We start from the raw sequence: 24,786 nt of genomic DNA, 5'->3' as shown, positions 1-24,786 counted from the left end.
CTTCACGTTCTCCGAGCGAGCGCGCGTCTTCACGTTCTCCGAGCGAGCGCGCGACTTCACGTTCTCCGAGCGAGCGCCAGCGAGACGAGGAGTCACTCGATCGTCGTCGGCGGCTCGGGCAGGCACAGCGTGGGCGTCGACACGGGGACGTTCACCGGCGCCTGCTTCTGCATGCCGTTGTAGTCGTTGCCGATGATGACCTCGACCGAGTGGTCGGCCCGCTGGTCACCGGCCTTCTCGGCGTTGACGAACCAGCCGGCGACGAGCGCCACTTCGGGCGTGTCGGCGGAGAACCCGACGACCCTGGTCTTCTGGGACGGGTTCTCGGCGTTGCCGACCTTGGTCACGCGGAAGCCCGCCGACTTGAGCTGCTGGGCGACGTCGGCCGCCTTGCCGCGCAGCTTCGAGGCGTTGTGGACGCGTACGAGCACCTGGCCCGACTCGAGTTTGCCGCCCTGGATGGCCTGCGGCACGCAGGGCTTCACATATTTGGGGCCCAGCGGCGCGGTGACGCGGTCCATGCCCCAGTTGTAGGCGAAGAGCAGGAGGCCCAGCAGGAGGAGGAGCGTGACAGGGGTCTTGAGCATCCTCCAGTACCGACTGGCCACTGAGAACTCCGATCGATCCGTGCGGGCGAATGCGTGCTGGGGGGAGACTTTACTACTTCAGCTCCAGAACCCGGGCATGCATCGTCTGCCGCTGCTGCAGAGCGGCGCGGAGGGCGCGGTGCAGGCCGTCCTCCAGATAGAGCTCCCCGCGCCACGACACGACGTGGGCGAACAGGTCGCCATAGAACGTGGAGTCCTCCTCGAGCAGGGCCTCGAGGTCGAGGGTGCGTTTGGTGGTCACCAGCTGGTCGAGGCGCACCTGGTGCGGGGCGATGGCGGCCCATTGCTTCTGGACATAGCCATGGTCCGGGTAGGGGCGGGTGTCGCCGACGCGCTTGAAGATCACTCGGCCACTGTAATCAATGCACATCACGGCGACTTGTCGCTCAGGTCACGATTTGGTCGGGATGGTCACGATTTGGTTGCCCCGCGGGGGCGGGCGTACGCCGGGCTGGGCCGCACGCACGTCGGACCGATGTGCAATTCTGTGCCCATGAGCGAAACCCCCTCGTACGCCGAGACCATCACGCAGGGCTACACCTTCGACGAGCCCGCCATCGAGCTGGGCGTCCTGATGGAGAACGACGCGCCCGTCCCGGCGGCCGGCGTACGCATCCCCCTGTCGATGCTGAACCGCCACGGCCTGGTCGCGGGCGCGACCGGCACCGGCAAGACCAAGACGCTGCAGGGCCTGGCCGAGCAGATTTCCGCGGCGGGCGTGCCGGTGTTCGCGGCCGACATCAAGGGCGACCTGTCGGGCCTCGCGTCGCCGGGACAGGCGAACGAGAAGCTGACCAAGCGCACCGAGAAGATGGGCCAGCAGTGGACGCCGACGGCCTGCCCCGTCGAGTTCTATGCGCTCGGCGGTCAGGGCAACGGGGTGCCGGTGCGCGCCACCGTGTCGAGCTTCGGGCCGACGCTGCTGGCGAAGGTGCTGGGCCTCAACGACGTCCAGGAGAGCTCGCTGGGTCTGGTGTTCCACTACGCCGACCAGCAGGGCCTGCCGCTGCTCGATCTGACCGACCTCCGCGCGGTGTTGACCCACCTGACCTCCGACGAGGGCAAGCAGGAGCTGAAGACCATCGGCGGCCTGTCCGCCGCCACGGTGGGCGTCATCCTGCGCTCGCTGATCACGATGGCCGACCAGGGCGCCGACGCGTTCTTCGGCGAGCCCGAGTTCGACACCGCCGACCTGATGCGCGTGACGACCGACGGCCGCGGCATCATCTCGCTGCTCGAGCTGCCGAACGTCCAGGACCGCCCCCAGCTGTTCTCGACGTTCCTGATGTGGCTGCTGGCCGACCTGTTCCACGACCTGCCCGAGGTCGGTGACGTCGACCGGCCGAAGCTGGTCTTCTTCTTCGACGAGGCCCACCTGCTGTTCAACGACGCGTCGAAGGCGTTCCTCGACGCGATCGCCCAGACCGTCCGCCTGATCCGCTCGAAGGGTGTCGGCGTGTTCTTCGTGACCCAGACGCCGAAGGACGTGCCCGACGACGTGTTGGCCCAGCTGGGATCCCGCGTCCAACACCAGCTGCGGGCCCACACGCCCAACGACGCCAAGGCACTGAAGCAGACGGTCGCGACGTTCCCGAAGTCGAACTACGACCTCGCCGAGGTGCTCCAGCAGCTCGGCATCGGTGAGGCGGTCGTCACCGTGATGGACCCGGACGGCGCGCCGACGCCCGTCGCGTGGACCCGCATGCGGGCGCCGCAGTCGCTGATGGCGCCCACGCCGGAGGACCAGCTGAAGGCCGGCATCGCCGGGTCACCCCTGATGGCGAAATATGGCCAGGCGATCGACCGCGACTCCGCGCGCGAGATGCTCGGCCGCCGCCTCGAGGAGGGCGCGCGCGCCGCCGAGGCCGAGCGCGCGGCGGCCGACCAGGCGAAGACCGCGGCGGAACAGGCCAAGCAGGCCGAGGCCCAGGCCCGGGCCGACGAGAAGGCCAGGGCCGCGGCGGCGAAGGAGGCCGAGCGGGCGGCGCGCGAGGAGGAGAAGCGCCGCGCCAACGACAAGGGCCTGGTCGAGTCGGTCGTCGAGTCGACGGTGTTCCGCGACATCGCCCGCACCGCGGGCCGCGAGATCGTCCGCTCGCTGTTCGGCACGGCGCGCCGACGGCGCTGACGGTCTGGGGCCCTAGGATTCGGGCCATGAGGATCCTCAAGGCATTTCTGCTCGTGTGCGGGCTCGTCGGGCTGGGCCTGGCCGGCTATTACCTGTTCAACGCATGGGTCGACATCCGCAGCATGATGGCGATCGCCAACGCCAATCGCTCCGCCGAGTTCGTCAGCCCGTGGGGCAAGGTGTCGATCAGCTTCTGGGTCGCGGCGCTGGGCGGGCTCCTCCTGGGGGCGGGCCTCACGCTGCCGATGCGTACGGCTGGCGCCGTTCGCCGCAAGGCGCTGCAGGACGCCGCCGACGCGCGTGAGCTCCAGATCCGCGACCGCGCCGCCGCGGCGGCGGCGGAGCGCGGCGAGGGAGAGCGCTGATGGCGATCTCCGACGGCGACCACATCCTCGTCTCGACCTTCGAGCCCGACCTCGACACGGTCGAGCGCGTCGTGCCGGTCAGCGACCTGCGCATCGGCTGGTGGTCCCACGACTCCGAGGGGGTCGACCGGTTCCGTGGCGAGCCGATCGTCATGGTGCGGGCGTGCAGCCGCGGCGGGCGCCCCGACCTCGAGACGCCGCTGCTGGAGGGGCGCTCCGAGGTGGTGACCGAGGGCCCGCTGTTCGACGAGGTGAAGGCGGCGGTCCTGGCCAAATATGGGCTGGGCGCCAAGGTCGACTCTCTTCTCGATCGCGCACGCGAGGCGTTCGGCGAGAGGACGCCCGAGTCGGTCGTGCTCATCAACGTGACGGCTTAGGCCTTCGCGGGCCCAGACATGAGGAGCGCCCCCCGCGAGCAGGCTCGCGAGGGGCGTCGTCGGCGGAGGATGCGGGATTTGAACCCGCGAGGGCGTGAACCCAACCCGCGTTCCAAGCGAGCGCCATAGGCCTCTAGGCGAATCCTCCGCCGACGAGCGTACAACGAAACCCGTGGCGGACGCCAAACCGCGGTGATTGGTCCGGTCGCCCGCGACCGCGTACACTTCAGCAAGGTTCCCCGTGCGGCGGCATCTTGCCCAACTCCCCCAGGACCGGAAGGTAGCAAGGGTCAGCGAGCTCTGTCGGGTGCGCGGGGAGCCCCTTTTCTTTGGAACGGCAACGATCGCTGAGCGACGAAGGAGTCGAAGCGACCCTGACCTCCACGCTCGCTGAGCGACGACGGAGCTAAATCGCTCTCGCCGCCGTCACGTTCTCCGAGCGAGCGCCAGCGAGTCGAGGAGCCTAGTCTGGGCCCCGTGCTCCGCCGCATCCCCATCCTCGACGTCGTCCTCGCCGCCCTGTTCGCGGCGCTGGCTGTCGTGGAGTGCAGCTTCCTGGTCGACTTCGGCCCGCGATGGCCCTACGTCGCCAACGCGGCCATTCACCTCGCCCTCGTGCCCACCATGCTGGTGCGCCGCGTACGCCCGGTCGCCGCGTTCGTGGCCGCGTACGCGCTGCTCGCGGCGCTGGCCGCCCTGGTGTACGCGTCCCCGGTCAACCTCGGCGTCTCCCCGGCACTCTTCGCCGCGCCGCTGGCCCTGCTGGCCATCACGCGCCACGGACCCTCACCGCGGTGGGGTTGGGCCGCTCTGCTCCTGGGGGTCGCGGGGTCGTTCATCAGCCCGGTGACGCAGTGGGGGAGCCGCTGGCTGATCGGTGCCCACCTCGTGGTGCTGGTCGGCTGCTATCTGTGGGCGGCCCAACAGCGGAACCTCGTGGAACGCCACGACGCCGCGCTCGCCGCGCAGGCCCGCGAGCATGAGGGTGCTGCTGCCCGCGCAGCCGAGGCCGAGCGCACCATGATCGCCCGCGAGGTCCACGACATCGTCGCCCACAACCTCGCCGTGGTTCGGGTCCAGGCGGCGACGGGACTCGCGCTGGGTGGCGAGGACCGGCTGCGCGAGGCGCTGACCACGATCCGTGACGTCACGTCCGAGGCTCTGGCCGAGACGCGTGACCTGGTCGGCAGCCTGCGGATCGAGGGCGTGGAGGCGGGGCCGGGCGGTGACGTGACGGCGCTGCCGGTGGTCGTGGATCGGGCGCGCGAGGCTGGCGTCGGCCTTGCGGTTTCGCTGCCGGACAAGGACATTCTGGCCCAGTGGCAGGAGCGGTGGCCCGCCCGCGTACGCCTGACCGTGGTGCGCGTCGTGCAGGAGGCGATCACCAACCTCATCAAGCATCGGGGGCACGATCCGGCCGCGACCTGTGTGGTGATGGAAGATGGGGGCGATGTCGTCGTCGAGGTCACCAACGCCTCCCGCGCCGAGGGCGGCGAGCCGGGCCACGGCCTCACCGGTCTGCGTGAACGGGTCGAACTGGCGGGCGGGGAGTTCACCGCAGGTGCGATTGGAGACGGATTCCGTGTGTGGGCGAGGATTCCGATCGGGGAGTCGTCATGACGAAGGAAGCATTCGTGGACGGTAGGAGTTCCAGCATGATCACGGTGGGCGTCGTCGATGACCAACCGCTGTTGGTGTCGGCGTTCGTGGCGCTGATCGAGGCGCAGGCCGACATGCGCGTGGTGGCACGCGGCGCCGACGGCGAGGATGCCGTGGCGATCGTGGGGGAGCACGACCCCGACGTGCTGTTGATGGATCTGCGGATGCCCCGGCTCGACGGCGTCGAGGCCACCCGTCGCATCGCCGCGATGCCTGTCCACACACGCGTCCTCGTGCTCACCACGTTCAACGTCGGTGATCTCGTGACCGGTGCGCTGGCTGCGGGCGCCCGTGGATTCCTCCTCAAGGACGCGGAGCCCGACCAGGTGCTCGATGGCATCCGCGCGGTCCACCAGGGCCGGGCCGTGCTCGATCCGGCGGTGGCCGAGCACGTGGTGACGGCGCTGCGTGACCGAGCAGGCACAGACGGTGGCGGTACGCCGGAGCGTCCTGCGGCCGACGACCGGCTGACCCGCCGCGAGACTGACGTCCTCACCCTGATCGCCCGCGGGCTGACGAATGCGGAGATCGCGGGTGAGCTCGTGGTGGCCGAGACCACGGTGAAGACCCACGTCGGCAACCTGCTGACGAAACTCGATGCCCGTGACCGCGTCGCGCTGGTCGTGCTGGCGTACGCGATGGGCCTGGCAACGCCGGGAGCGATCCCGGAGACCCGTTGACCCACGTTCTCCGAGCGAGCGAAGCGAGACGAGGAGCCGAGCGAGCGAAGCGAGACGAGGAGCAGGGGCCAGCGCGGTCCCACGTTCGCTGAGCGAGGCCGCCTGCGGCCGAGTCGAAGCGACTCCTCCCACAGAAGGAGTCGGCCATGCCCCGCCGTGCCGAAAGTTCCTTCTCCCGCAGGAAGATCCGCCGCGCGATTCGCGGAACGCTGGTCCCATGAGCGATCAACCCACCCTGACCTGCCGCGGGCTCACGAAGGCCTACGGCGACCACCGCGTCCTCGACGGGCTTGACCTGACGGTCCTCCCCGGTCGCGTCTACGCCCTGCTGGGCCGCAACGGAGCCGGCAAGTCGACGACGTTCAAGATCCTGCTGGGGCTCATCGAGGCCGACGCCGGAACGGTCGAGGTCCTCGGCCGCCCCTGGACACGCTCCAGCCTCGAGTCCATCGGCGCCAGCGTCGACGGCCCCGCGCTCTATCCCCACCTCACCGCCTCGGAGAACGTCCTCGTGCACGCGCGCCTCACCGGCACGCCGCGCGACCGGATCGCCCCGATGCTCGCCACCGTGGGACTGCAGGCCGCCGGGCGCAAGAAGGCGCGCGACTTCTCCACCGGCATGAAGGCGCGCCTCGCCCTCGCGATCGCGCTGCTGACCGACCCCGCGGTGCTGCTCCTCGACGAGCCCCAGAACGGGCTCGACCCGGAGGGCATCATCGAGCTGCGCCGGCTCATCCGTGACCTGGCCGAGCGCGGGCACACCGTCCTCATCTCCAGCCATCAGCTCGGCGAGGTCACCCACCTGGCCGACGACATCGGAGTCCTCGCCTCGGGCCGCATGGTCTACGAGGGCCCGCTCGAGGCCTTCGCCGAGGGCGACCTCGAGGCCGCGTACCTCCGTGCCACGACGGGGGTGCCCGCATGAGCAATTTCGCCCCCGTCCTCGCCGCCGAGCGCGTCCGCACCCGCCGGACGACCGGCGCCCGCCTGTGGATCATCGGTCTCGTCATCGCCGTCCTGCAATGCCTTGGCTGGTTCACGATCGCGAGCAGCGCGCTGAGCGATTGGGACCAGCTGCTGGGCTGGCAGACGCTGTACGCCACTGTCCTGTGTACACCCATCGCCGCGCTGGTTTCCTGCCTGGCGGTGCGTCGCGAGGGTGCGGCGCGGTCGGGCGGCACGCCGTGGCGCCGCCCCGACGCCGGCATGACGAGGGCCGCGCGTCTGCTCGTTCTCGCCGGCCAACAGCTCGCGCTGCAGGTCACGATCGTCATCCCGATGCTCGCGTTCGGTGTGCTGGTAGGGATTCCCGACGCCCCGGTCGGGCGGTTCGCCGCGCTGCTCGGCGTGCTCTGGGTGGCCAGCCTGCCCTGGGTGGCACTCGGCCTGCTGCTCGCCGAACGCCTCGGCCTGTACGCCACCACCGCCCTCGCGATCATCTGGCAGGTCGCCGGCACCCTCCGCGCCGAAGGCTCCACCTGGTGGCTCGAGCCCTGGACCTGGGGCGTACGCCCGACGTTGCCCCTGCTGCACGTCCACGCCAACGGCATGGGGGCCGGACCGGGTGAGGCCGTACGCGACCTCGCGATCTTGCCGCCCGTGGCCCTGGCCGCGGCCCTGTTCGGCGTACTCGCCGCTGTCGTCGTCCTCGCCCCGGCCCCGGGGGAGCGGCGTACGGGTGGGGGAGCGGGCGCAAGCGCCCAAGCAGCGGCGGCTCCGACCGTCGGCGGGCCCATCGTTCGCGGACGCCGCCGCACCGTGCTGGCGGCGATGCGTGCTCTGCCCCTGCGCGCCGCGACAGGACTGTCGATCGCGGCAATCGTTTCGATCGTTGCCACGCGGGCCCTCTGGACCCCGGCGTACGTCCACGGCCTTGTGGGGCTGGTCCTTATCCCCGGTCTTGCCTGTCTGCTGGCCTGCCTCACGGCTCACGCCCTTGCCCCGGGCCTTCGCCTGGCCCTGACGCGCGTGCGCGCGTCGACGCTCGCCGCGTCCGCGGGATCTGTGCTCGTCGCGGTCCTCGTCCCGGTGGTCGTCGGCGGGGCGGCGCTGGCCGGTCGCTGGGCGGGTTCCCTGCTGGTGGTCGGGATCGCGTCCGGTGTCGCGCTGCTGATGCTGGACCTGTGGCTGGCCACCCGGTTCGGCCCGGGAGCCGCGCTCGGGGTCACGCTGGTGGGCGTCGCCTGGTCGGCCATCTTCGGCGGTTCACAACTGGCGGCCGGACCCACGTGGATCCTCGGACCCTGGGCGTACGCCTATTCGGCGACGACGGGGGACCGGCTGCTCGTGGCCGCCGCGGGATCGCTCGTGGTCGCGTTCCCCGCGGCGTACGCCTGGACCCGCGCACTGCGTCGGGCGGCGGCGTACGCCTGAGGCGGAGGGCCTCGGGATCAGGCGCGGACGGTGTCCTCGTCGATCTCGAGGACCTCGCGCGCGACGTCGGCCTCGACGACGACGTCCTCGCGGATCTTCTCGCGGGTCACCCGCACCCGCTCGTACGCCACCGTCTCCACGGCGACGCGCTCTTCGTGGAGGGTGATCTCGCGGGGCTTGCGGAGGCCCTTGGCGCCGGTGAGCGTCTCGGGGTCGTCATCGAGCTCGATGATCTCCAGCACCTCGCGGCGCAGCGGCACCGTGACGGTGGTCTCCTCCGTGATGACCTTCACCCGCAGGCGTACGGCCTTGGCGCGGACCTTCTCGGTGTCGGCGACGACGCGCTCCTCGTGGAGGACGATCGCCTCGCCATCGGCGTGACGCATGCTGGTCTCGCCGTGGGCAGTCGTGCGGTCGTGCTGGTCGCGCGCGCCGAAGCTCGCCTCGGTCTTGTCGTGGGCCATCGCCGTCTCCTTCGAAGTGGACGAGTCGACATTAGCCTGACGCCCGCCCACGGCGGCCCCCGCCCCGACGTTCTCGGGGCTGTGGGAATTGTCAGAGGCGCCCACTAGGGTTCAGGGCGTGGACGAGTCCGACGATCTGAGTGAGCTGGACGAGCTGGGCCACGGCTTCGAGCCGTTCGACCAGGGCGGTGCGTCGCTGCTGGGCGGCGACGAGCCAGAGCCTGCCCCGGCGCCTGTCGGCGAGTCGATCCCCGGGCCCGTGAACGACCCCGCACCGCGGGGCTCCGAAGCCCCTGCGGCCCCGCTCGCGCTCTATCGCCGCTATCGCCCCGACACCTTCGCCGACGTGATCGGCCAGGAACACGTCACCGAGCCGCTGATGCGCGCGCTGACGAACAACCGGGTGAACCACGCCTACCTGTTCTCCGGCCCCCGCGGCTGCGGCAAGACGACCTCGGCGCGCATTCTGGCGCGCGCCCTCAACTGCGAGAAGGGCCCCCGACCCGACCCGTGCGGCGAGTGCCGCTCCTGCCAGGACCTCGCGCGCGGTGGCCCCGGCTCCATCGACGTCATCGAGATCGACGCGGCCTCCCACGGCGGCGTCGACGATGCGCGCGACCTGCGCGAGCGGGCGTTCTTCGCGCCGGTCCACAGCCGCTACAAGATCTACATCGTCGACGAGGCCCACATGGTCACGACGGCCGGCTTCAACGCGTTGCTGAAGCTGGTCGAGGAGCCGCCGCCCCACGTGAAGTTCGTGTTCGCGACGACGGAGCCCGAGAAGGTCATCGGCACCATCCGGTCCCGCACCCACCACTATCCCTTCCGGCTCGTGCCGCCGAAGGTGCTGCAGGCCTACCTCGGCACCCTCTGCGACGCCGAAGGCATCGCGGTCGAACAGACCGTCCTGCCCCTGGTCGTACGCGCGGGCCAGGGCTCGGTCCGTGACTCCCTGTCGGTGCTCGACCAGCTGCTCGGCGGCGCGGCCGAGTCCGGGGTGTCGTACGCCCAGGCCACCGCCCTGCTGGGCTACACGCCCGAGTCGTTGCTCGACGAGATCCTCGACGCGTTCGCCGCTGGCGACGCGAAGGGGGTGTTCCAGGCCATCGACAAGGTGATCGAGGTCGGCCAGGACCCGCGCCGGTTCGGCGAAGACCTCCTGCGCCGCCTCCGTGACCTGGTCATCGTCGCCGCCGTTCCCGACGCCCTCAGCTCGGGGCTCATCGACGCCGCCGACGACCAGGGCGAACGGCTCGCCTCCCAGGCCGCCGCGCTCGGCGCCGGCGAGCTGACCCGCGCCGCCGAGGTGATCGCCAACGGGCTCACCGAGATGCGTGGCACCACGGCGCCCCGCCTCCACCTCGAGTTGATGTGCTCGCGCGTGCTGCTGCCGGGAGCCGATGTCGACGACCGTGGCGTCCACGCCCGCCTCGACCGCCTCGAGCGCCGCATCGGCATGGCCTCGATCGACGGCGGTCATGTCACCGCAGCTCCCGCCCTCCCTCCGGCCCAGACCCAGCAGCCCGGGTCCCCGCAGGAGCCGGGCTCGGCCCAGCCCGCGTCCACGCCGGCCGGTCCGTCCGCGCCCCCATCGGGCCGCCCGGACCCGTCCGCACCCGCGTCCGCGACGGCCGAGCCCGGTCGTTCCGAGCCGCCGCAGCCCACCCCCGACCGCGGACCCCAGCCGCCCGCTCGTCCCGAGCCCCAGGCTCCTGCCGCGACGCCCGCGCCCGCGGCCGTGGTCCAGACGCCGAACCCGCCGACCCCGTCGGCGGATGTCCCGTCCGCGCCCGGCGGGGGTCTCACCACCGCAGACGTGCGCCGGCTCTGGCCCGACGTGCTGGAGGAGGTCAAGGGGCGACGGCGTTTCACCTGGGTGCTGATCAGCCAGAACGCGCAGGTCCACGACGTGACCAACGGTGTCCTCACGCTGGCCCTCAAGAACGCCGGGGCGCGCGACGGGTTCGCTCGCGGCGGCAGCGAAGACGTTGTGCGCGACGCGCTGGTGCAGGTGTTGGGCGCCGATCTCAAGATCCAGACCATGGTGGACGGCGGCGCCGTCCCCCCGCCGGGTGGTGCCCCCGCCGGTCGCCCCCCGGCCCAGACGAGGCCGGTCCAGCAGTCCCAGGCCGCCCAACCCCAAACCCGGCCGGCCCAGCAGCAGCCGGCCCAGCAGCAATCGGACGCCGCCGCTTCCGCGCCGCCGTCTGCCGCGGCCCCGCCGGCGTCCTCCCGACCCTCGGGCCAGGCGCCGGGCGGCGCGCGGGGGCCGGCCGCCCCCAGCGACTGGCGCGAACCCGATCCCGAGCCCGACGAGGACGGCCCGCCCGACGACGCCCATCTCGCGGCGGCCCGACCCGAGGGCGACGCCCGACCCCCCTCGTCGTCACCACCCTCGTCGTCACCGCCCCTGTCGTCACCGTCCGCGCAGGAGCGGCCGCACGATCCCGCCCCGACCGACACCCGGGCCTCGGCGCCTCCAGCCACCCCGGTTCCGGATCCGGCCCCCGCCGCACCCCCGGAACGCCCCGGCCCCTCGTTGTCGGCCCGGGCCCGCCAAGGCATCCGCCCGACCCGCAGGGGCCCGGCCACCGACAGCGGCGTCGCCACCGAGGACGACTTCGACGAGGCCGACTTCACCGACGTCCCCGACGCCGATGCCCCGTCGACCAGTGAGCTCCTCACCCGCCACCTGGGCGCCGAACTCATCGCCGAGGAAGACTCGGCTCCGTAGGCGCACTGACCCGCCACATAGGCTGGACCCCGTCGGCGATCCAGCACGATCCCACCGCAACGCCGACCCCGACGAGAGGACGCTCACCGATGATGCCCGAAGGCATGGACATGAACGCCCTGCTGGCCCAGGCCCAGCAGATGCAGGCCGAGATGGCGAAGGCCCAGGAAGAGCTGGCCGCGACCGAGTTCGAGGGCTCCGCCGGCGGCGGCCTCGTCGAGGCGAAGATGACCGGCGCGGGTGAGCTCGTCGCGCTGACGATCAAGCCCGAGGCCTGCGACCCCGACGACACCGAGTCGCTGTCCGACCTCGTCATCGCGGCCATCCGCGATGCGTCCCACAAGGCCCAGGCCATGACCGAGGCGAAGTTCGGCGGCATGACCCAGGGGCTCGGGTTCTGACGTGTACGAGGGCCCGGTCCAGGACCTGATCGACGAGCTGGGGCAGCTCCCCGGCATCGGGCCCAAGAGCGCCCAGCGCATCGCGTTCCACATCCTCAGCGCCGACGCCGAGGGTGTGGAACGCCTCGCTGACACGCTGCGCCGGGTCAAGGCCACGGTGAAGTTCTGCGACGTCTGCTTCAACGTCGCCGAGCAGGACCGCTGCCGTGTCTGCCGTGACCCCCGCCGCGACCAGACGACGATCTGTGTGGTGGAGGAGCCCAAGGACGTCGTCGCGATCGAGCGCACCCGCGAGTTCCGCGGCACCTACCACGTGCTGGGCGGCGCCATCAGCCCCATCGACGGCATCGGGCCGGGCGACCTCCGCGTACGCGAGCTCTGCCAGCGCCTCGGCGACGGCACCGTCACCGAGGTCATCGTGGCGACCGACCCGAACCTCGAGGGCGAGGCGACCGCCACCTACCTCAGCCGCCTGCTGCTCCCGATGGGGGTCAAGGTCGCCCGCCTCGCGTCGGGCCTGCCGGTCGGCGGCGACCTCGAATACGCCGACGAGGTCACCCTCGGCCGCGCCTTCTCGGGCCGCCGCTACGTGGAGGCCTGACCGTGCTGTTCGACCACCCGGAATACGCGGGCCACGAGGACGTCCACTTCTGCCACGACGAGGCGACCGGACTGCGCGCGATCATCGCGATCCACGACCGTACGCTCGGCCCCGCCGCCGGCGGGTGTCGCATGCGGGCGTACGCCTCCGACGACGAGGCCGTCACCGACGTGCTGCGCCTTTCGAAGGCCATGACGTGGAAGAACGCGCTGGCCGGCCTCCCGCTCGGCGGCGGCAAATCGGTGATCATCGCCGATCCCCACACCGACAAGAACCCCGCGCTGCTGCGCGCGTTCGCGGCCCACGTCCAGCGCCTGGCCGGCAGCTACTGGACCGCCGAGGACATCGGCGTCGGCCCGGCCGACGTCGACGTGCTGGCCTCGGCGTCCGACTACATCTTCGGCGTCACCCGCGGCACCGGCGACCCGTCGGCCTTCACCGCCGGTGGCTGCTTCCAGGGCCTGGTCGCCTGCCTCGACCACCGCTTCGGCGGCGCTGACCTCGCCGGACGCCACGTCGCGATCCAGGGGGTCGGCAACGTGGGCTTCGAGCTGGCCCGCATGGTCCACGAGGCCGGCGGCCGCCTGACCGTCGCCGACGTCACCCCCGGGGCGGTCCAGCGCTGCGTCGACGCGTTCGGCGCCGCGACCGCCGACATCGACGAGATCCACGCCATCGAGTGCGACGTGTTCGCCCCGTGCGCGATCGGTGCGACCGTCAACGAGGCCACCATCGCGGCGATGCGGGCGCCCATCGTCTGCGGCGTCGCCAACAACCAGCTCGCGACGCCCGCCGACGGCCGGCGGCTGCGCGACGCCGGAATCCTGTACGCCCCCGACTATGTCGTGAACGCGGGCGGCATGATGCACGCCTCGGGCGACATCTTCGGTGCCTACGACCCGGCGGCGGTCGGCGATCGCATCGCCGGCATCCGCGCCACCATGGCCGACATCGCCCGCCGCGCCGACGCCGAGGACGCCCCGACGAGCGACGTCGCCGACGCGATGGCCCGGGCGCGCGTGGCCGCGGGCGCGGCCTGACCCCCTCCGCCGGGAACAATCGGGCTCCAGGCCCCCTCCGACGGGTCAGCAACGTCCACCGATGGAGGAAGACGATGACCACCAACGCCAGGCTCGCCCTCGCCGCGATCGCGCTGCCCGCGCTCCTGACCGCGTGTGGCGGCGGAGCGCCGACCGCGGCCACGCCGCCGCCCGCACCCGCGCCGAGCGCATCCGCGACCAGCCCCGGCGCTCCGCCCAGCGCGACGGCCACTGAGACGGCCAGCCCGTCCGCCTCGGCGCGCCCCACGACCAGCTCCACCCCCACGCGCACGCCGTCGCCCACGCGCAAGCCCTCCGGCACGCCTGCGCCCGACTCCGGGTCCTGCAACGAGAAGTCGGTCAAGGTGACGGTCGGCCGGCCCGACAGCGGTATGAGCAAGACCACCTACCCGTTGACGATCACCAACACCTCCGACCGCACGTGCATCCTCGACGGCGCCCCGACGGTGTACGCCCAGGACGAGAACAACGAGAACATCGCGACCGGCGTCTCGCCGGATGCGCCGGGAACCGAACTCGAGCTGCCTCCCGGCAAGACCGGGACGTCGTCCATCACGATCACCAACGCCGAGGTGATCGACAACTGCCGGAAGGACCAGGCGGAGCGTCTCATCGTCCGCGTGTCCCGCACCGACACGAAGCACACCGAGATCCTTCGTGACTTCGCGGTGTGTCTGGACGGGAAGTCGAACATCCGGGTGGCCGCGTACGACCGGAAATGACACAATGGGCCGCGTCGCAAGGCATCGATGGGGCCATCACCCCGGAGCTGCCGGAAGAACGGCCCGTACGCGGGCTCACTAGACCCGGCCGCGGCGTGAACGAAGTGGGTCGGCCCCCGGGTCGGTCAATGAGGGTGGTACCGCGGGCTTCGGCTCGTCCCTCGTCAGCCGACCGACCAGCCGACGAGGACGCGCATGACCACCGACGCCGCGAACACCCCCACCTACCGCGCCGTGCCCCCGCAGGTGAACCTGCCCGAGGTCGAGCACGCGATCCTCGACCTGTGGCGCGAACGCGACATCTTCGCCAAGTCGCTGGCCCAGACCGCCGACGGCGATCCCTGGACGTTCTACGAGGGCCCGCCCACGGCCAACGGCAGGCCGGGCACCCACCACATCGAGGCCCGCGTCTTCAAGGACGTCTTCCCGCGCTTCCGCACCATGCAGGGCCGCCGGGTCGACCGCAAGGCCGGCTGGGACTGCCACGGTCTGCCCGTCGAGCTCGCCGTCGAGAAGGAGCTCGGCATCAACGGCAAGCCCGAGATCGAGGCCTACGGCGTCGAGGCGTTCAACGCGAAGTGCCGCGAGTCCGTCATGCGCCACGTCGACGCGTTCTCCGAGCTCACGACCCGCATGGGCTATTGGGTCAACATGGACGAGGCCTACTGGACGATGGACTCGAGCTATGTCGAGTCGGAGTGGTGGGCCCTCAAGCAGATCTTCGACAGGGGCTGGCTCTCGGAGGACCAGCGCGTCGCGCCCTACTGCCCGCGCTGCGGCACCACGCTGTCCGACCACGAGCTGGCCCAGGGCTATGAGGACGTCACCGACACCACCGCGTACGTCCGGTTCCCGCTGACGTCAGGCCCGTACGCGGGGGCCGCCGACCTCGTCATCTGGACCACGACGCCGTGGACGCTGTTCTCCAACGCCCTCGTCGCCGTGGGCGCCGACATCACCTACGTGACCGCGACCGACGGCGAGTCGACCGTCGTGGTGGCCGAGGAGAACCTCCCCGCCGCCCTCGGCGAGGGCTGGACGATCCAGGACCGGTTCACCGGCGCCGAAATGGTCGGCTGGGAATACCAGCGCCCCTTCGACGCCGTCGAGCAGCCCGGACGCGCGTGGTTCGTCGTGACCGAGGACTATGTGGCGATCGGCGAGGGCACGGGCCTGGTCCACCAGGCCATGGCGTTCGGCGAGGACGACTACCAGTCGTGCCGCCGCAACGGCGTCGAGTTCGTGAACCCCATCGGCCCCGACGGGAAGTTCCTGGACGCCGTCGGCCTCGTGGGCGGGCTGTTCTTCAAGGACGCCGACGCGGTCGCGCTCGACGACCTGCGTACGCGCGGTCTGCTGTTCCGCGCCGTCAAGCACGAGCACGCCTACCCGCACTGCTGGCGCTGCCACACGCCGCTGATGTACTACGCGCAGCCGTCCTGGTACATCCGCACCACCCAGTTCAAGGACGCACTGCTGCGCGAGAACGAGGGCACGAACTGGCACCCGGAGACGATCCAGTGGGGCCGCTACGGCGACTGGCTCAAGAACAACGTCGACTGGGCGCTGTCGCGCAGCCGCTACTGGGGCACGCCGCTGCCGATCTGGCGCAACGACGCCGACCCGTCGAAGATGGTCTGCGTCGGCTCGCTCGCCGAGCTCGGATCCCTTGTGGGCAAGGATCTTGGCGACCTCGACCCCCACCGACCCTACATCGACGACGTCACGTTCACCGTCGACGGCGAGCCCGGCACCTACCGCCGCGTGCCCGAGGTCATCGACGCCTGGTTCGACTCGGGCTCGATGCCGTTCGCCCAGTGGGGCTACCCGTGGGCCGAGGGCTCCGAGGACCAGTTCGCGTCCCACTTCCCGGGCGACTTCATCTGCGAGGCCACCGACCAGACCCGCGGCTGGTTCTATTCGCTGATGGCGGTCAGCACCGCGGTCTTCGACCAGAACTCCTACAAGAACGTGCTCTGCCTCGGCCACATCCTCGCCGAGGACGGCCGCAAGATGTCGAAGCACCTCGGCAACATCCTGGAGCCCATCCCGCTGATGGACCAGCACGGCGCCGACGCCGTGCGCTGGTTCATGGCCGCGGGCGGCTCGCCGTGGATGGCGCGACGCGTGGGTCACAACACGATCCAGGAGACCGTACGCAAGGTCCTGCTGACCTACTGGAACACCGTCGCCTTCCACGCCCTGTACGCCGGCACCAACGGCTGGGCCCCGTCGACCGCGCCGGCCGCCCCGCCGGTGGCCGACCGCCCGGTGCTCGACCGCTGGCTGGTGTCGATGACCCACGTCCTCACCCGCGACGTCACCGCCGCGCTGGAGGAGTTCGACACCCAGCGCGCCGGCGCGCTGATCCAGGCCTTCGTCGACGGGCTGTCGAACTGGTATGTCCGCCGCTCGCGCCGCCGCTTCTGGGACGGCGACAACAGCGCGCTGTGGACGCTGCACGAGTCGCTCCACGTGCTGACCCGCCTGATGGCGCCGATGACGCCGTTCCTCACCGAGCGTGTCTGGCAGGATCTCTTCCTGGCCAGCGATCCCGAGGGTCCCGAGTCGGTCCACCTCGCGTCGTGGCCGGTCGCCGATCCTGCCCTGATCGACGACGAGCTCGACGCGGCGGTCGACCTGACCGAGCGCCTGGTCGAGCTGGGTCGCTCGGCCCGCAGCGAGGCCAAGGTGAAGATCCGCCAGCCGCTGCGGCGCGCGCTGATCCCGACCGCCGCGTACGCACGCCTCACCGACGAGCTGCGCGCCGAGATCGCCGCCGAGCTGAACCTCGGGGCCGTCGAGTCGTTCGCCGGCGCCGGTGACCTCGTCGACCATTCGGCGAAGGGCAACTTCCGCAACCTCGGCAGGCGGTTCGGCAAGCAGACCCCGGTCGTCGCCGCCGCCATCGCCGCGGCCGACGCGTCGGCCCTCGCGGAATCGCTGCGGGACAAGGGATCCGCGACGGTCGCCTGCCCCGACGTCGACCCCGCCGGGGTCGAGGTCGGGCCCGACGACGTGCTGATCTCCGAGCGCCCGCGCGAGGGCTGGTCGGTCATCAACGACCAGGGCGAGACCATCGCGCTCGACCTCGAGCTGACGCCCGAGCTCGTGGCGGCGGGCCTGGCCCGTGAGGTCATCCGCTTCGTGCAGGAGACGCGCAAGACCAGCGGGTTCGAGGTGTCCGATCGCATCGCGCTGGTGTGGTCGGCCGACGGCGAACTCGCCGACGCGATCGGGGTCCACGCTGACCTCATCGCGGGTGAGGTGCTGGCGACGTCGATGGAGCGCGGTGACACCGAGGGCGACGGCTGGGCGCGCGACACCGACCTGGGGCTGGCGGTGAAGGTGACGCGGCAGCCCTGAGGCGAGGAGTCACTCCTCTCGTCGGCGCCGCTCGACGATGCGTGGGTTCATGAGAACCATCATCCCTCAGTGCGCCGCACGCCTCTTCTGGCGCACGCGATGGACCACGATCCACGCCACGGTTCCGGCGACCACGAGCAGCCACAGCAGCGGCCACGCGTGGAATCCGTCGTGCATCGGCGCCATCTCGGGGCCGCCCCGACCGCGCCGGCCGTGGCGGCCGGCCTCCATCGCGGGGTGATGGGCGAGGTGGAACAGCCAGTTCATGAGCCCCATCACGCCCAGCGCCGCGGCGCCCGCGAATGCCCACGGCCGCCAGTCGGCGCGCTTCTCGGCGACCACCGGCAGCGGGGGAGCGTGCGTCGCGAGCTCGCCGGGACGGCGTCCGGGCAGGTCGGAGAACAACCCCGCGAGCTGCGACTGGTGCGTCGCGACCAGGGCGCCCTCCATGCGCGTCGAGAACTCCTCGTGGTCGAGTCGTCCGGCCGTCAGGTGTTCCTGGAGGAGCCGTGCCGCGTCGTCGCGCTCCACGTCTCCGATGCGCATGTCTGGGGTCGCCATGGGCCCAGTATGTTCCCGCGATCCGTGCGTCCCAAGCGGATCGCGCGATCTCACAGGTGACTCATAACTTGAGCGCCAGCGCCATGCCGTCGGGCAGCAGCGGCGGCACCACGCGGCGCATCGTCGCCACGATCTCGTCCTCGCGCGCCGGCGTCAGCGAGGCCGCCATCGTCGTCACCGAGATCGCCGCGATCGGGCGCCCGCCCTGGAGCACGGCGGTCCCGAGGCACGCGACCCCCGGCTCGTTCTCCTCGTATTCGGACGCATACCCGCGTACGCGTGCTCGCTCCACGATCTCGACCAGCCGCTCGCAGGTCACGCGGCGCTCAGGGGCCTGTCGCGCGAGGTACGCGGCCAACTGGGCGTCGGTCAGGTCCCGCGCCGCCAGCAGCGCGCGCCCGAGCGACGTCCCGGCCACCGGCATCGAGCGGCCCACCGCCGACCACACGCGGATCGCCCGGTCGGGCTCGACCTTGTCGAGATAGACCACCGAGTCACCCTCCATGGCGCCCAGGTGCACGAGCTCGTGCGTGGCGGAGGACAGCGCCATCAGCGCGGGGTGGAGGTCCTGCGCGAGCGCCTGCGGACCGTACGCCTGCTCGCCCAGCGCCATGGCCGCCGGGCCCAGCGCGTACGCACCGTCGTCCCCCTGGATCGCGAAGCCCCGCTGTCGGAACGTCGAGAGCGCGCGGTAGGCCGTGGCCTTGTTCAGGCCGGCCTCCTCGGCGAGCGTCGCGAGGCTGGCGCCGGCGGCGCCGTGGCGCGACAGCACGGTGAGCAGGCCCAGCGCCCGGTCGATCGCCTCGACCTTGGGGAGCTCGGTCACGTGATTCCTTCCTTCGGGTGGCGGCATCATCCCACTGCGTGGGCACCCCTTGCGGTGATGTCGGGCGCCAGTGCACTATCGTTTCTGTGAACAAACCATAGCGTTTCACACAGAAAAACGGAGCAATGATGCTGACCCAGGAGATGTTCCCCCAGCGCGTCGTGCCGGTCGTCGTCTGCGGCGACGTCGCCCGCGCGGACGGCCTCGCACGCGCCCTCGTCGACGGCGGCCTCCCGGTCGCCGAGGTGACGTTCCGCACCGCCGGTGCCGAGAAGGTCATCGAAGCCATGGCCCGCCACGACGACCTGCTCGTGGGCGCCGGCACGGTCGTCACCCCCGACCAGGTCGACCTCGCCGTGGCTGCCGGGGCCCGCTTCCTGGTCTCGCCCGGCCTCAACCCCGAGGTGGTCCACGCCGCCCGCGCCGCGAACCTGCCGATCTTCCCCGGCGTCGTCACCCCGAGCGAGATCATGGCCGCGCTGGCACTCGGCCTCACCGAGCTGAAGTTCTTCCCCGCGGGCAACTACGGCGGGGCCGCCACGTTGAAGTCGTTCGCCTCGCCCTTCGGCCAGGTGTCGTTCATCCCGACCGGCGGCGTCACCACCGAGAACCTCGGCGACTACCTGTCGCTGCCCAACGTCCGCGCCGTCGGCGGCTCGTGGATGGTCGCGCCCAAGCTCATTGCCGCCGGCGACTTCGCCGCCGTCCAGCGCCTCGCCGCCGAGGCCGTCGCTGCGGCCGCCCAGCACACCTCCGCCCGCTGAACCCTGATCAAGGAATGACCGTGACCACGAAACTCGACATCCGCCCCGCCTCCGACTGCCGTTGGGACGCCGCCTCGCTCGGCGAGGTCATGCTGCGCCTCGATCCCGGCGACCTCCGCATCCGCACCGCCCGCCAGTTCGCCGCCTGGGAGGGCGGCGGAGAATACAACGTCGTACGCGGCCTCGCGCGCGTCTTCGGCCTCCGCTCCACCGCCCTCACCGCGCTCGTCGACGACGAGGTCGGCCACCTCGTCGAGGGGCTGATGCAGGCGGGCGGCGTCGACGTCTCCCACGTCCGCTGGGTCCCGTCCGACGGGGTGGGGCGCACGGTCCGCAACGGCCTCAACTTCACCGAGCGCGGGTTCGGCGTACGCGCTGCCAAGGGCGTCTCCGACCGCGGCCACACCGCGGTGTCGCAGGTCGCCCCGGCCGAGCTCGACCTCGACACGGTATTCGGCTCCGAGGGCGTGCGCTGGCTGCACACCGGCGGCATCTTCGCCGCGCTGTCCGACCAGGCCGCCGACACCGCTATCGCGACCCTGAAGGCCGCGAAGGAGAACGGCACGATGGTGTCCTACGACCTCAACTACCGCCCGTCGCTGTGGAAGTCGATCGGCGGCCAGGGTCGCGCCCAGGAGGTCAACCGCGAACTCGCGAAGCACGTCGACGTCATGATCGGCAACGAGGAGGACTTCACCGCCGCGCTCGGGTTCGAGATCGAGGGCGTGGACGAGAACCTCACCAACCTCGAGGTCGACCACTTCGGCGCGATGATCGAGCAGGTGGCGGAGGCCTACCCGAACTTCCAGGTCATCGCGACCACCATGCGCGGCGTCCACAGTGCCTCCGACAACGACTGGCGCGCCATCGCCTGGTCGCGCGCCGAGAGGCTCGTCGAGTCGGCGAACCGCCCCCACCTCGAGATCTTCGACCGCGTCGGCGGCGGCGACTCGTTCGCGTCGGGCCTCGTGTTCGGCCTCCTCGAGGGCGAGGACCTGCAGACGTGCGTCGACTACGGCGCGGCCCACGGGGCGTACGCCATGACCACGCCCGGCGACACCTCCATGGCCACGAAGGCCGACGTCCTCAAGCTCGCCGGCGGTGGCTCGGCGCGCGTGGATCGCTGACAGGGAGGGAGATCCCGATGTCCGACACCATCGCCAACGTCGAGGTGCTCGTCTCGAGCCCGACCCGCAACTACGTGACCATCCGCATCACGACCACCGACGGCATCGTCGGCCTGGGCGACGCCACCCTCAACGGACGCGAGCTCGCCGTCGCCAGCTATCTGCGGGACCACCTCGCGCCCCTGTTGCTCGGACGCGATCCCGGCCGCATCGAGGACACCTGGCAGTACTTCTACCGAGGTGTGTACTGGCGCCGCGGTCCGGTCGCGATGGCCGCGATCGGCGGCATCGACATGGCCCTGTGGGACATCCTCGGCAAGCGCACCGGCCAGCCGGTCTACCAGCTGCTCGGCGGGCGGGTGCGCGATCACCTCAACACCTACAGCCACGCGTTCGGCTGGGAGGTGCCGCAGGTCCTCGAGGCGGTCGACGCCAAGCGGGAGGCGGGGTGGACCCACATCCGCGTCCAGTCCGGTGTGCCGGGGCTGGACAAGGTGTATGGCGTCTCGCAGAACCCCGCGTACGAGCCTGCGGGCCGGGCCCCGCGGCCGAGCGAGGAGCGCTTCGAGCCGACGGCCTACCTGCGTCACGTGCCCAGGGTGTTCGAGGCCGTGCGCGACCATGTCGGCGACGAGGTGCAGCTGCTCCACGACGCCCACCATCGGCTGACGCCCACCCAGGCGGCCCAGCTGGGACGCAGCCTCGAGCCCTACCACCTCTATTGGCTCGAGGACGTCACCCCGGCGGAGGACCAGGAGGCCCTGCGCTTCGTCCGCCAGCAGACCACCACGCCGCTGGCGATCGGCGAGGTCTTCAACACGGTCTTCGACTGCCAATACCTCATCGAGAACCGCCTCATCGACTTCATCCGGTGCGCCGTCGTCCACGTCGGCGGCATCAGCCACGCCCGCAAGATCTTCTCCCTGGCAGAGATCCACGGTGTGCAGGCCGGTCCGCACGGCCCCTCCGACATCTCTCCGATCGCCATGGCCGCGGGCATCCACATGGGGATCGCGACCCACAACTTCGGACTGCACGAATACATGGGCTATCCCGACCTCGTGCACGAGGCCTTCCCCCACGCGTGGAGCTTCGCCGACGGCGTCCTCCAGCCCGGCGACGAGCCCGGTCTCGGCGTCGAACTCAACGAGGACCTGCTGATGTCGCAGGCTTACGAGACGGCCTACCTGCCGGTGGCCCGTCGCCTCGACGGCACGATGACGGACTGGTGATCCCATGACGAACCTGACTCGGGGCACGGCCCCGTCCGACCGCCTGATCGGCGCTCCGGCGCCGAGCGCGACCGGCATCGTCCACCTCGGCATCGGCAACTTCCACCGGCCGATGTATGTGGCCATCTGCGCGCTGCTGATGGTGCTGCCCTACCCGGCCTTCATGATGCTGGAGACGCGGAACGTCTGGATCGTCGGCACCGTGGTGGTCCTGGGCTTCATCCTGGCCGTCGAGGGGACCGTCGGTGTGCAGTCGGCGTTCTTCCCGGAGCTCTTCGGCTCGCGCTACCGGTACGCCGGTGTCGCGCTCGGCCGCGAACTCTCGGCCGCCGTCGGCGGTTTCGGGCCCCTGCTGGCCCAGTGGCTGTACGCGAGCACCCGGCAGACGTGGCCCGTGGCGGTCTTCCTCACGGTCATGATCGGCATCGGGCGCGTCACCGCCCTGCTCACCCCGGAGACCCGGGGGCGCGACCTGCTGGTCGAGGAGGACGCCCACCGGGGCGAACCCCGGCCTGCGGTCTGAGCGACAGGTGCCGGCCCCGGCCCGAACGAGAGTTCGGGCCGGGGCCGGCGCGCGTCAGCGGACGATGTTGCGCAGCGGACGACCCTCGGCCAGCGCCTCGACGTTGGCCACGACGTCGCGCAGGCGTCCCTCGAAGGTGCTGGCGGCCACCCCGGAGACGTGGGGCGTCATCAGGGCGTTCGGCAGGGCGCCGAAGTCGAACCGCGACGGCGCGGTGGCGACACCGGGAGAGGGCGGGTAGTCGTACCACACGTCGATGGCCGCGGCGCCCAGCCGGCCGTCGCGCAGCGCGGTGAAGAGGGCCTCCTCGTCGGCGACCGGCCCCCGGGCGAGCTGGATGAGGACGCCGTCGGGTCCGACCGCGGCCAGTTGGTCCGCGCCGAGTGACCCGCGGGTCTGCTCGGTGAGGGGGGCGCCCACGATCAGCACGTCCGACTCGGCGCACAGTCGGTCGAGGTCGTCCGGGCCGCCGGCCCATTCCAGCCCGTGCGCGCCGGTGTCGAGACGGCCCGACCCCGTCACCGCGGCGCCGACAGCACTGAAGTGACCGAGCGCGCGCCAGACGCGTTCGCCCACATGGCCGAAGCCGAACAACCCGACCCGGGCCCCGGCCAGCCCGCGGGGGAGGGGACGTCCGAGTTCTGGGCGGGGGAGAGCCAGGTGCCCTGGCGGAGCGCACGGTCGGTCCGCTCCAGGCCCCGCCGCAGCCCGACGCTCGCCCACACGGCGTACTCAGCCATGGCGTCCTCGTGGTGGAACGTGTTCGCCAGCACGACTCCGGGCCGCAACGCCGCGCGGTCGACGCCGTCCACGCCGGCGCCGACGACCTGCATCAACCGCAACCCGGGAGCCGCCTCGGCCATCTCGGCGGTCAGCACGGGCCCGGCCAACACGTCGGCGTCCGCCAGGCCCGCGAGGAGTTCGTCACCGCTCGCGCCGTTCAGCCAGCGCACGCGGGTCCCCGGCGGCATCGCAGCGTCGAGCTCTTCGGCCAGGTGAGGCAGGTTGATGTCGGTCACGGCGACGGTGAGCGGTCCGGTCATGGCGTCATTATGCCGGGGGCGACCCGCCCGGCGGCGATGCCGTTCACGGGTTGGGCCGCCCTCGGGCCTGCCTCACAACAGCGAGTCGTCCTCGGCGTACGTCACTCCCAGCTGCCGGCAGCCCTCGTCCAGGATCCGCATGACTGCCAACGTGTCCGACAGCGGCATGACTTCCGACTCCGACCGCCCCTCGCGCAGGCACGTGTTCACCTCGACGATCTCGTGGGTGTAGCCCTTGCCCGTCGGCGGCAGGGCGACCTCGCGGGGGTCCTCGCCGCGGCGGTGCACGACCAGGCGCGAGGCGTGGTGGAAGCGGGGGAGGACGTCGACCCAGCCGTCGGTGCCGACGACGACGGCGCGTCCGGCCGAGTCGGACCGCAGCCCGCCCGCGAGCGCCGCCGAGCGGCCGCCCGAGAAGCCGAGCAACATCGAGAAGTCCGCGTCGGCGCCGTTGGGGAACAGCGATCCGTGCGTGTGCACGACCTCCGGGTCACCGAGGAAGTGCTGCGCGAACGACACCGGATAGACCCCGAGGTCGAGCAGCGCCCCGCCGCCCAGGGCCGTGTCGAACAGCCGGTCCGAGGCGTCGAACTCGCGGAACGCCCCGAGGTCGGCCTCGACCCGGCGCACCTCGCCCAGCTCGCCGTCGGCGACCATGCGCCGGATCTCGACGATGGCGGGCTGGAACCGGGTCCACATGGCCTCCATGCAGAACACGCCGGTCTCCCGCGCGACTGCCACGACCTCCTCGGCACCGGCGAGCGTGGCGGTGAACGCCTTCTCCACCAGCACGGCCTTGCCCGCGCGCAGCGCGGCCACCGCGAGCTGGCGGTGCTGCGGGTGTGGCGTGGCCAGATAGATCGCGTCGACCTCGTCATCGGCGATGAGGTCCGCGTACGCCAGCCCGCGCCCCCCGCCGAACCGCGCCGCGAACTCCTGGGCGCGGCCGGGGTCGCGCGAACCGACGGCGACCAGTTCGGTGCCGGGGACGGTGACGAGGTCGGTGGCGACCGTGTCGGCGATGCGTCCGGTTCCGGCGATTCCCCAGCGAATGGTGTCCATGCGGCCCACCCTAGACCGCCCCCAGCCGGGGGAACCGCGGCGGCCGTGGAACCTCGCCCTCGCCCCCGCGTCGCCCACTAAGGTGGAGGCGAACTTGAGCAGAGGAGAA

General features: G+C 71.5%; 25 protein-coding genes, 1 tRNA gene and 1 other RNA gene. 18 read left to right on the top strand and 9 right to left on the bottom strand.

What is annotated here, in order from left to right; all coding sequences use genetic code 11:
• Nucleotides 1-92 precede the first annotated feature (92 nt).
• The gene (locus ACYVAG_RS08445; protein ID WP_460768782.1) at nt 93-587 is read right to left on the bottom strand and encodes a LytR C-terminal domain-containing protein; all 495 of its coding nucleotides are present in this window, start codon (nt 585-587) and stop codon (nt 93-95) included.
• Nucleotides 588-660: 73 nt separating this feature from the next.
• Entirely contained in the window at nt 661-954 is a 294-nt protein-coding gene (locus ACYVAG_RS08440) for a type II toxin-antitoxin system VapB family antitoxin (protein WP_094356383.1), read from the bottom strand.
• Between the two features lie 147 nt (nt 955-1,101).
• Between ACYVAG_RS08440 and ACYVAG_RS08435 the strand changes: the two genes are divergently transcribed.
• Genes ACYVAG_RS08435 through ACYVAG_RS08425 form a run of 3 tightly spaced genes read left to right on the top strand, consistent with a single transcriptional unit; the run spans nt 1,102 to nt 3,478 of the window.
• Nucleotides 1,102-2,736 carry a helicase HerA-like domain-containing protein gene (locus tag ACYVAG_RS08435; RefSeq protein ID WP_460768779.1) on the top strand — a complete coding sequence of 545 codons (1,635 nt, stop codon included), beginning with the start codon at nt 1,102-1,104 and terminating at the stop codon, nt 2,734-2,736.
• Between the two features lie 26 nt (nt 2,737-2,762).
• Nucleotides 2,763-3,101: a hypothetical protein gene (locus ACYVAG_RS08430; protein WP_460768776.1), complete on the top strand. Its 339-nt coding sequence runs from the start codon at nt 2,763-2,765 to the stop codon at nt 3,099-3,101.
• On the top strand, nt 3,101-3,478 hold the full coding sequence (locus ACYVAG_RS08425) for a hypothetical protein (RefSeq protein ID WP_460768773.1): 378 nt from the start codon (nt 3,101-3,103) through the stop codon (nt 3,476-3,478). Before ACYVAG_RS08430 ends, ACYVAG_RS08425 begins: the two co-directional genes overlap by 1 nt.
• 63 nt (nt 3,479-3,541) lie before the next feature.
• Here the strand turns inward: ACYVAG_RS08425 and ACYVAG_RS08420 are convergent.
• Nucleotides 3,542-3,626 (bottom strand) — tRNA-Ser (locus ACYVAG_RS08420).
• Nucleotides 3,627-3,708: 82 nt separating this feature from the next.
• Between ACYVAG_RS08420 and ffs the strand changes: the two genes are divergently transcribed.
• From ffs to ACYVAG_RS08395, 5 genes are all read left to right on the top strand, one after another.
• Nucleotides 3,709-3,805: signal recognition particle sRNA small type (gene ffs, locus ACYVAG_RS08415), an RNA gene on the top strand.
• Nucleotides 3,806-3,955: 150 nt separating this feature from the next.
• Nucleotides 3,956-5,098, top strand: coding sequence for a sensor histidine kinase (locus ACYVAG_RS08410; RefSeq protein ID WP_460768771.1), 1,143 nt, complete (start codon nt 3,956-3,958; stop codon nt 5,096-5,098).
• 35 nt (nt 5,099-5,133) lie between these two features.
• Complete coding sequence (locus tag ACYVAG_RS08405; protein WP_460768768.1) at nt 5,134-5,817, top strand: response regulator; 684 nt, start codon at nt 5,134-5,136, stop codon at nt 5,815-5,817.
• 217 nt (nt 5,818-6,034) lie between these two features.
• The gene (locus ACYVAG_RS08400) at nt 6,035-6,742 is read left to right on the top strand and encodes an ATP-binding cassette domain-containing protein (RefSeq protein WP_460768766.1); all 708 of its coding nucleotides are present in this window, start codon (nt 6,035-6,037) and stop codon (nt 6,740-6,742) included.
• Nucleotides 6,739-8,190 carry a lantibiotic immunity ABC transporter MutE/EpiE family permease subunit gene (locus tag ACYVAG_RS08395; RefSeq protein WP_460768765.1) on the top strand — a complete coding sequence of 484 codons (1,452 nt, stop codon included), beginning with the start codon at nt 6,739-6,741 and terminating at the stop codon, nt 8,188-8,190. Before ACYVAG_RS08400 ends, ACYVAG_RS08395 begins: the two co-directional genes overlap by 4 nt.
• A 17-nt stretch (nt 8,191-8,207) precedes the next feature.
• Here the strand turns inward: ACYVAG_RS08395 and ACYVAG_RS08390 are convergent, their stop codons facing one another.
• Entirely contained in the window at nt 8,208-8,654 is a 447-nt protein-coding gene (locus tag ACYVAG_RS08390; protein WP_460768762.1) for a DUF2382 domain-containing protein, read from the bottom strand.
• A gap of 154 nt (nt 8,655-8,808) precedes the next feature.
• Here ACYVAG_RS08390 and ACYVAG_RS08385 point away from each other — a divergent pair, with 154 nt between their 5' ends.
• The 6 genes from ACYVAG_RS08385 to ileS all read left to right on the top strand — a co-directional run bounded on the left by ACYVAG_RS08385 (nt 8,809) and on the right by ileS (nt 17,539).
• The gene (locus ACYVAG_RS08385) at nt 8,809-11,388 is read left to right on the top strand and encodes a DNA polymerase III subunit gamma and tau (RefSeq protein WP_460769184.1); all 2,580 of its coding nucleotides are present in this window, start codon (nt 8,809-8,811) and stop codon (nt 11,386-11,388) included.
• Nucleotides 11,389-11,480: 92 nt separating this feature from the next.
• On the top strand, nt 11,481-11,789 hold the full coding sequence (locus tag ACYVAG_RS08380) for a YbaB/EbfC family nucleoid-associated protein (protein ID WP_460768760.1): 309 nt from the start codon (nt 11,481-11,483) through the stop codon (nt 11,787-11,789).
• Between the two features lies 1 nt (nt 11,790).
• Nucleotides 11,791-12,390 (top strand): recombination mediator RecR, encoded by a 600-nt coding sequence (recR, locus tag ACYVAG_RS08375; RefSeq protein ID WP_460768759.1) that lies wholly within the window; start codon nt 11,791-11,793, stop codon nt 12,388-12,390.
• 2 nt (nt 12,391-12,392) lie between these two features.
• Complete coding sequence (locus ACYVAG_RS08370; protein WP_460768757.1) at nt 12,393-13,430, top strand: Glu/Leu/Phe/Val dehydrogenase dimerization domain-containing protein; 1,038 nt, start codon at nt 12,393-12,395, stop codon at nt 13,428-13,430.
• Between the two features lie 74 nt (nt 13,431-13,504).
• Nucleotides 13,505-14,173 carry a DUF4232 domain-containing protein gene (locus ACYVAG_RS08365; RefSeq protein WP_460768754.1) on the top strand — a complete coding sequence of 223 codons (669 nt, stop codon included), beginning with the start codon at nt 13,505-13,507 and terminating at the stop codon, nt 14,171-14,173.
• A 195-nt stretch (nt 14,174-14,368) separates the two neighbouring features.
• On the top strand, nt 14,369-17,539 hold the full coding sequence (ileS, locus tag ACYVAG_RS08360; protein WP_460768752.1) for an isoleucine--tRNA ligase: 3,171 nt from the start codon (nt 14,369-14,371) through the stop codon (nt 17,537-17,539).
• Between the two features lie 66 nt (nt 17,540-17,605).
• Here ileS and ACYVAG_RS08355 read toward each other — a convergent pair whose 3' ends face one another.
• Entirely contained in the window at nt 17,606-18,100 is a 495-nt protein-coding gene (locus ACYVAG_RS08355; protein ID WP_460768750.1) for a DUF1707 SHOCT-like domain-containing protein, read from the bottom strand.
• Nucleotides 18,101-18,161: 61 nt separating this feature from the next.
• Complete coding sequence (locus ACYVAG_RS08350; RefSeq protein WP_460768748.1) at nt 18,162-18,926, bottom strand: IclR family transcriptional regulator; 765 nt, start codon at nt 18,924-18,926, stop codon at nt 18,162-18,164.
• A 125-nt stretch (nt 18,927-19,051) separates the two neighbouring features.
• Between ACYVAG_RS08350 and ACYVAG_RS08345 the strand changes: the two genes are divergently transcribed.
• The 4 genes from ACYVAG_RS08345 to ACYVAG_RS08330 are packed head-to-tail and all read left to right on the top strand — an operon-like array spanning nt 19,052 to nt 22,572.
• A complete protein-coding gene (locus tag ACYVAG_RS08345) occupies nt 19,052-19,690 on the top strand; it encodes a bifunctional 4-hydroxy-2-oxoglutarate aldolase/2-dehydro-3-deoxy-phosphogluconate aldolase (RefSeq protein ID WP_460768746.1) in 639 nt (212 codons plus the stop codon).
• 20 nt (nt 19,691-19,710) lie between these two features.
• Nucleotides 19,711-20,817, top strand: a complete 1,107-nt coding sequence (locus ACYVAG_RS08340) for a sugar kinase (protein WP_460768743.1) — start codon at nt 19,711-19,713, stop codon at nt 20,815-20,817.
• 17 nt (nt 20,818-20,834) lie between these two features.
• Nucleotides 20,835-22,049, top strand: coding sequence for a D-mannonate dehydratase ManD (gene manD, locus ACYVAG_RS08335; protein WP_460768741.1), 1,215 nt, complete (start codon nt 20,835-20,837; stop codon nt 22,047-22,049).
• Nucleotides 22,050-22,053: 4 nt separating this feature from the next.
• Entirely contained in the window at nt 22,054-22,572 is a 519-nt protein-coding gene (locus tag ACYVAG_RS08330; protein ID WP_460768740.1) for an MFS transporter, read from the top strand.
• 54 nt (nt 22,573-22,626) lie between these two features.
• Here the strand turns inward: ACYVAG_RS08330 and ACYVAG_RS08325 are convergent, their stop codons facing one another.
• The 3 genes from ACYVAG_RS08325 to ACYVAG_RS08315 all read right to left on the bottom strand — a co-directional run bounded on the left by ACYVAG_RS08325 (nt 22,627) and on the right by ACYVAG_RS08315 (nt 24,677).
• The gene (locus ACYVAG_RS08325) at nt 22,627-23,148 is read right to left on the bottom strand and encodes an NAD(P)-dependent oxidoreductase (protein WP_460768737.1); all 522 of its coding nucleotides are present in this window, start codon (nt 23,146-23,148) and stop codon (nt 22,627-22,629) included.
• Nucleotides 23,091-23,615 carry a Rossmann-fold NAD(P)-binding domain-containing protein gene (locus tag ACYVAG_RS08320; RefSeq protein WP_460768734.1) on the bottom strand — a complete coding sequence of 175 codons (525 nt, stop codon included), beginning with the start codon at nt 23,613-23,615 and terminating at the stop codon, nt 23,091-23,093. The genes ACYVAG_RS08325 and ACYVAG_RS08320 overlap by 58 nt, the downstream gene beginning before the upstream one ends.
• A gap of 72 nt (nt 23,616-23,687) precedes the next feature.
• Nucleotides 23,688-24,677, bottom strand: a complete 990-nt coding sequence (locus ACYVAG_RS08315; RefSeq protein WP_460768732.1) for a Gfo/Idh/MocA family protein — start codon at nt 24,675-24,677, stop codon at nt 23,688-23,690.
• Nucleotides 24,678-24,786: the final 109 nt, after the last annotated feature.

Source organism: Mariniluteicoccus flavus (assembly GCF_054776655.1).
The sequence above is the reverse complement of the archived record's forward strand: the minus strand, read 5'-3'. Positions and strand labels throughout refer to the sequence as shown.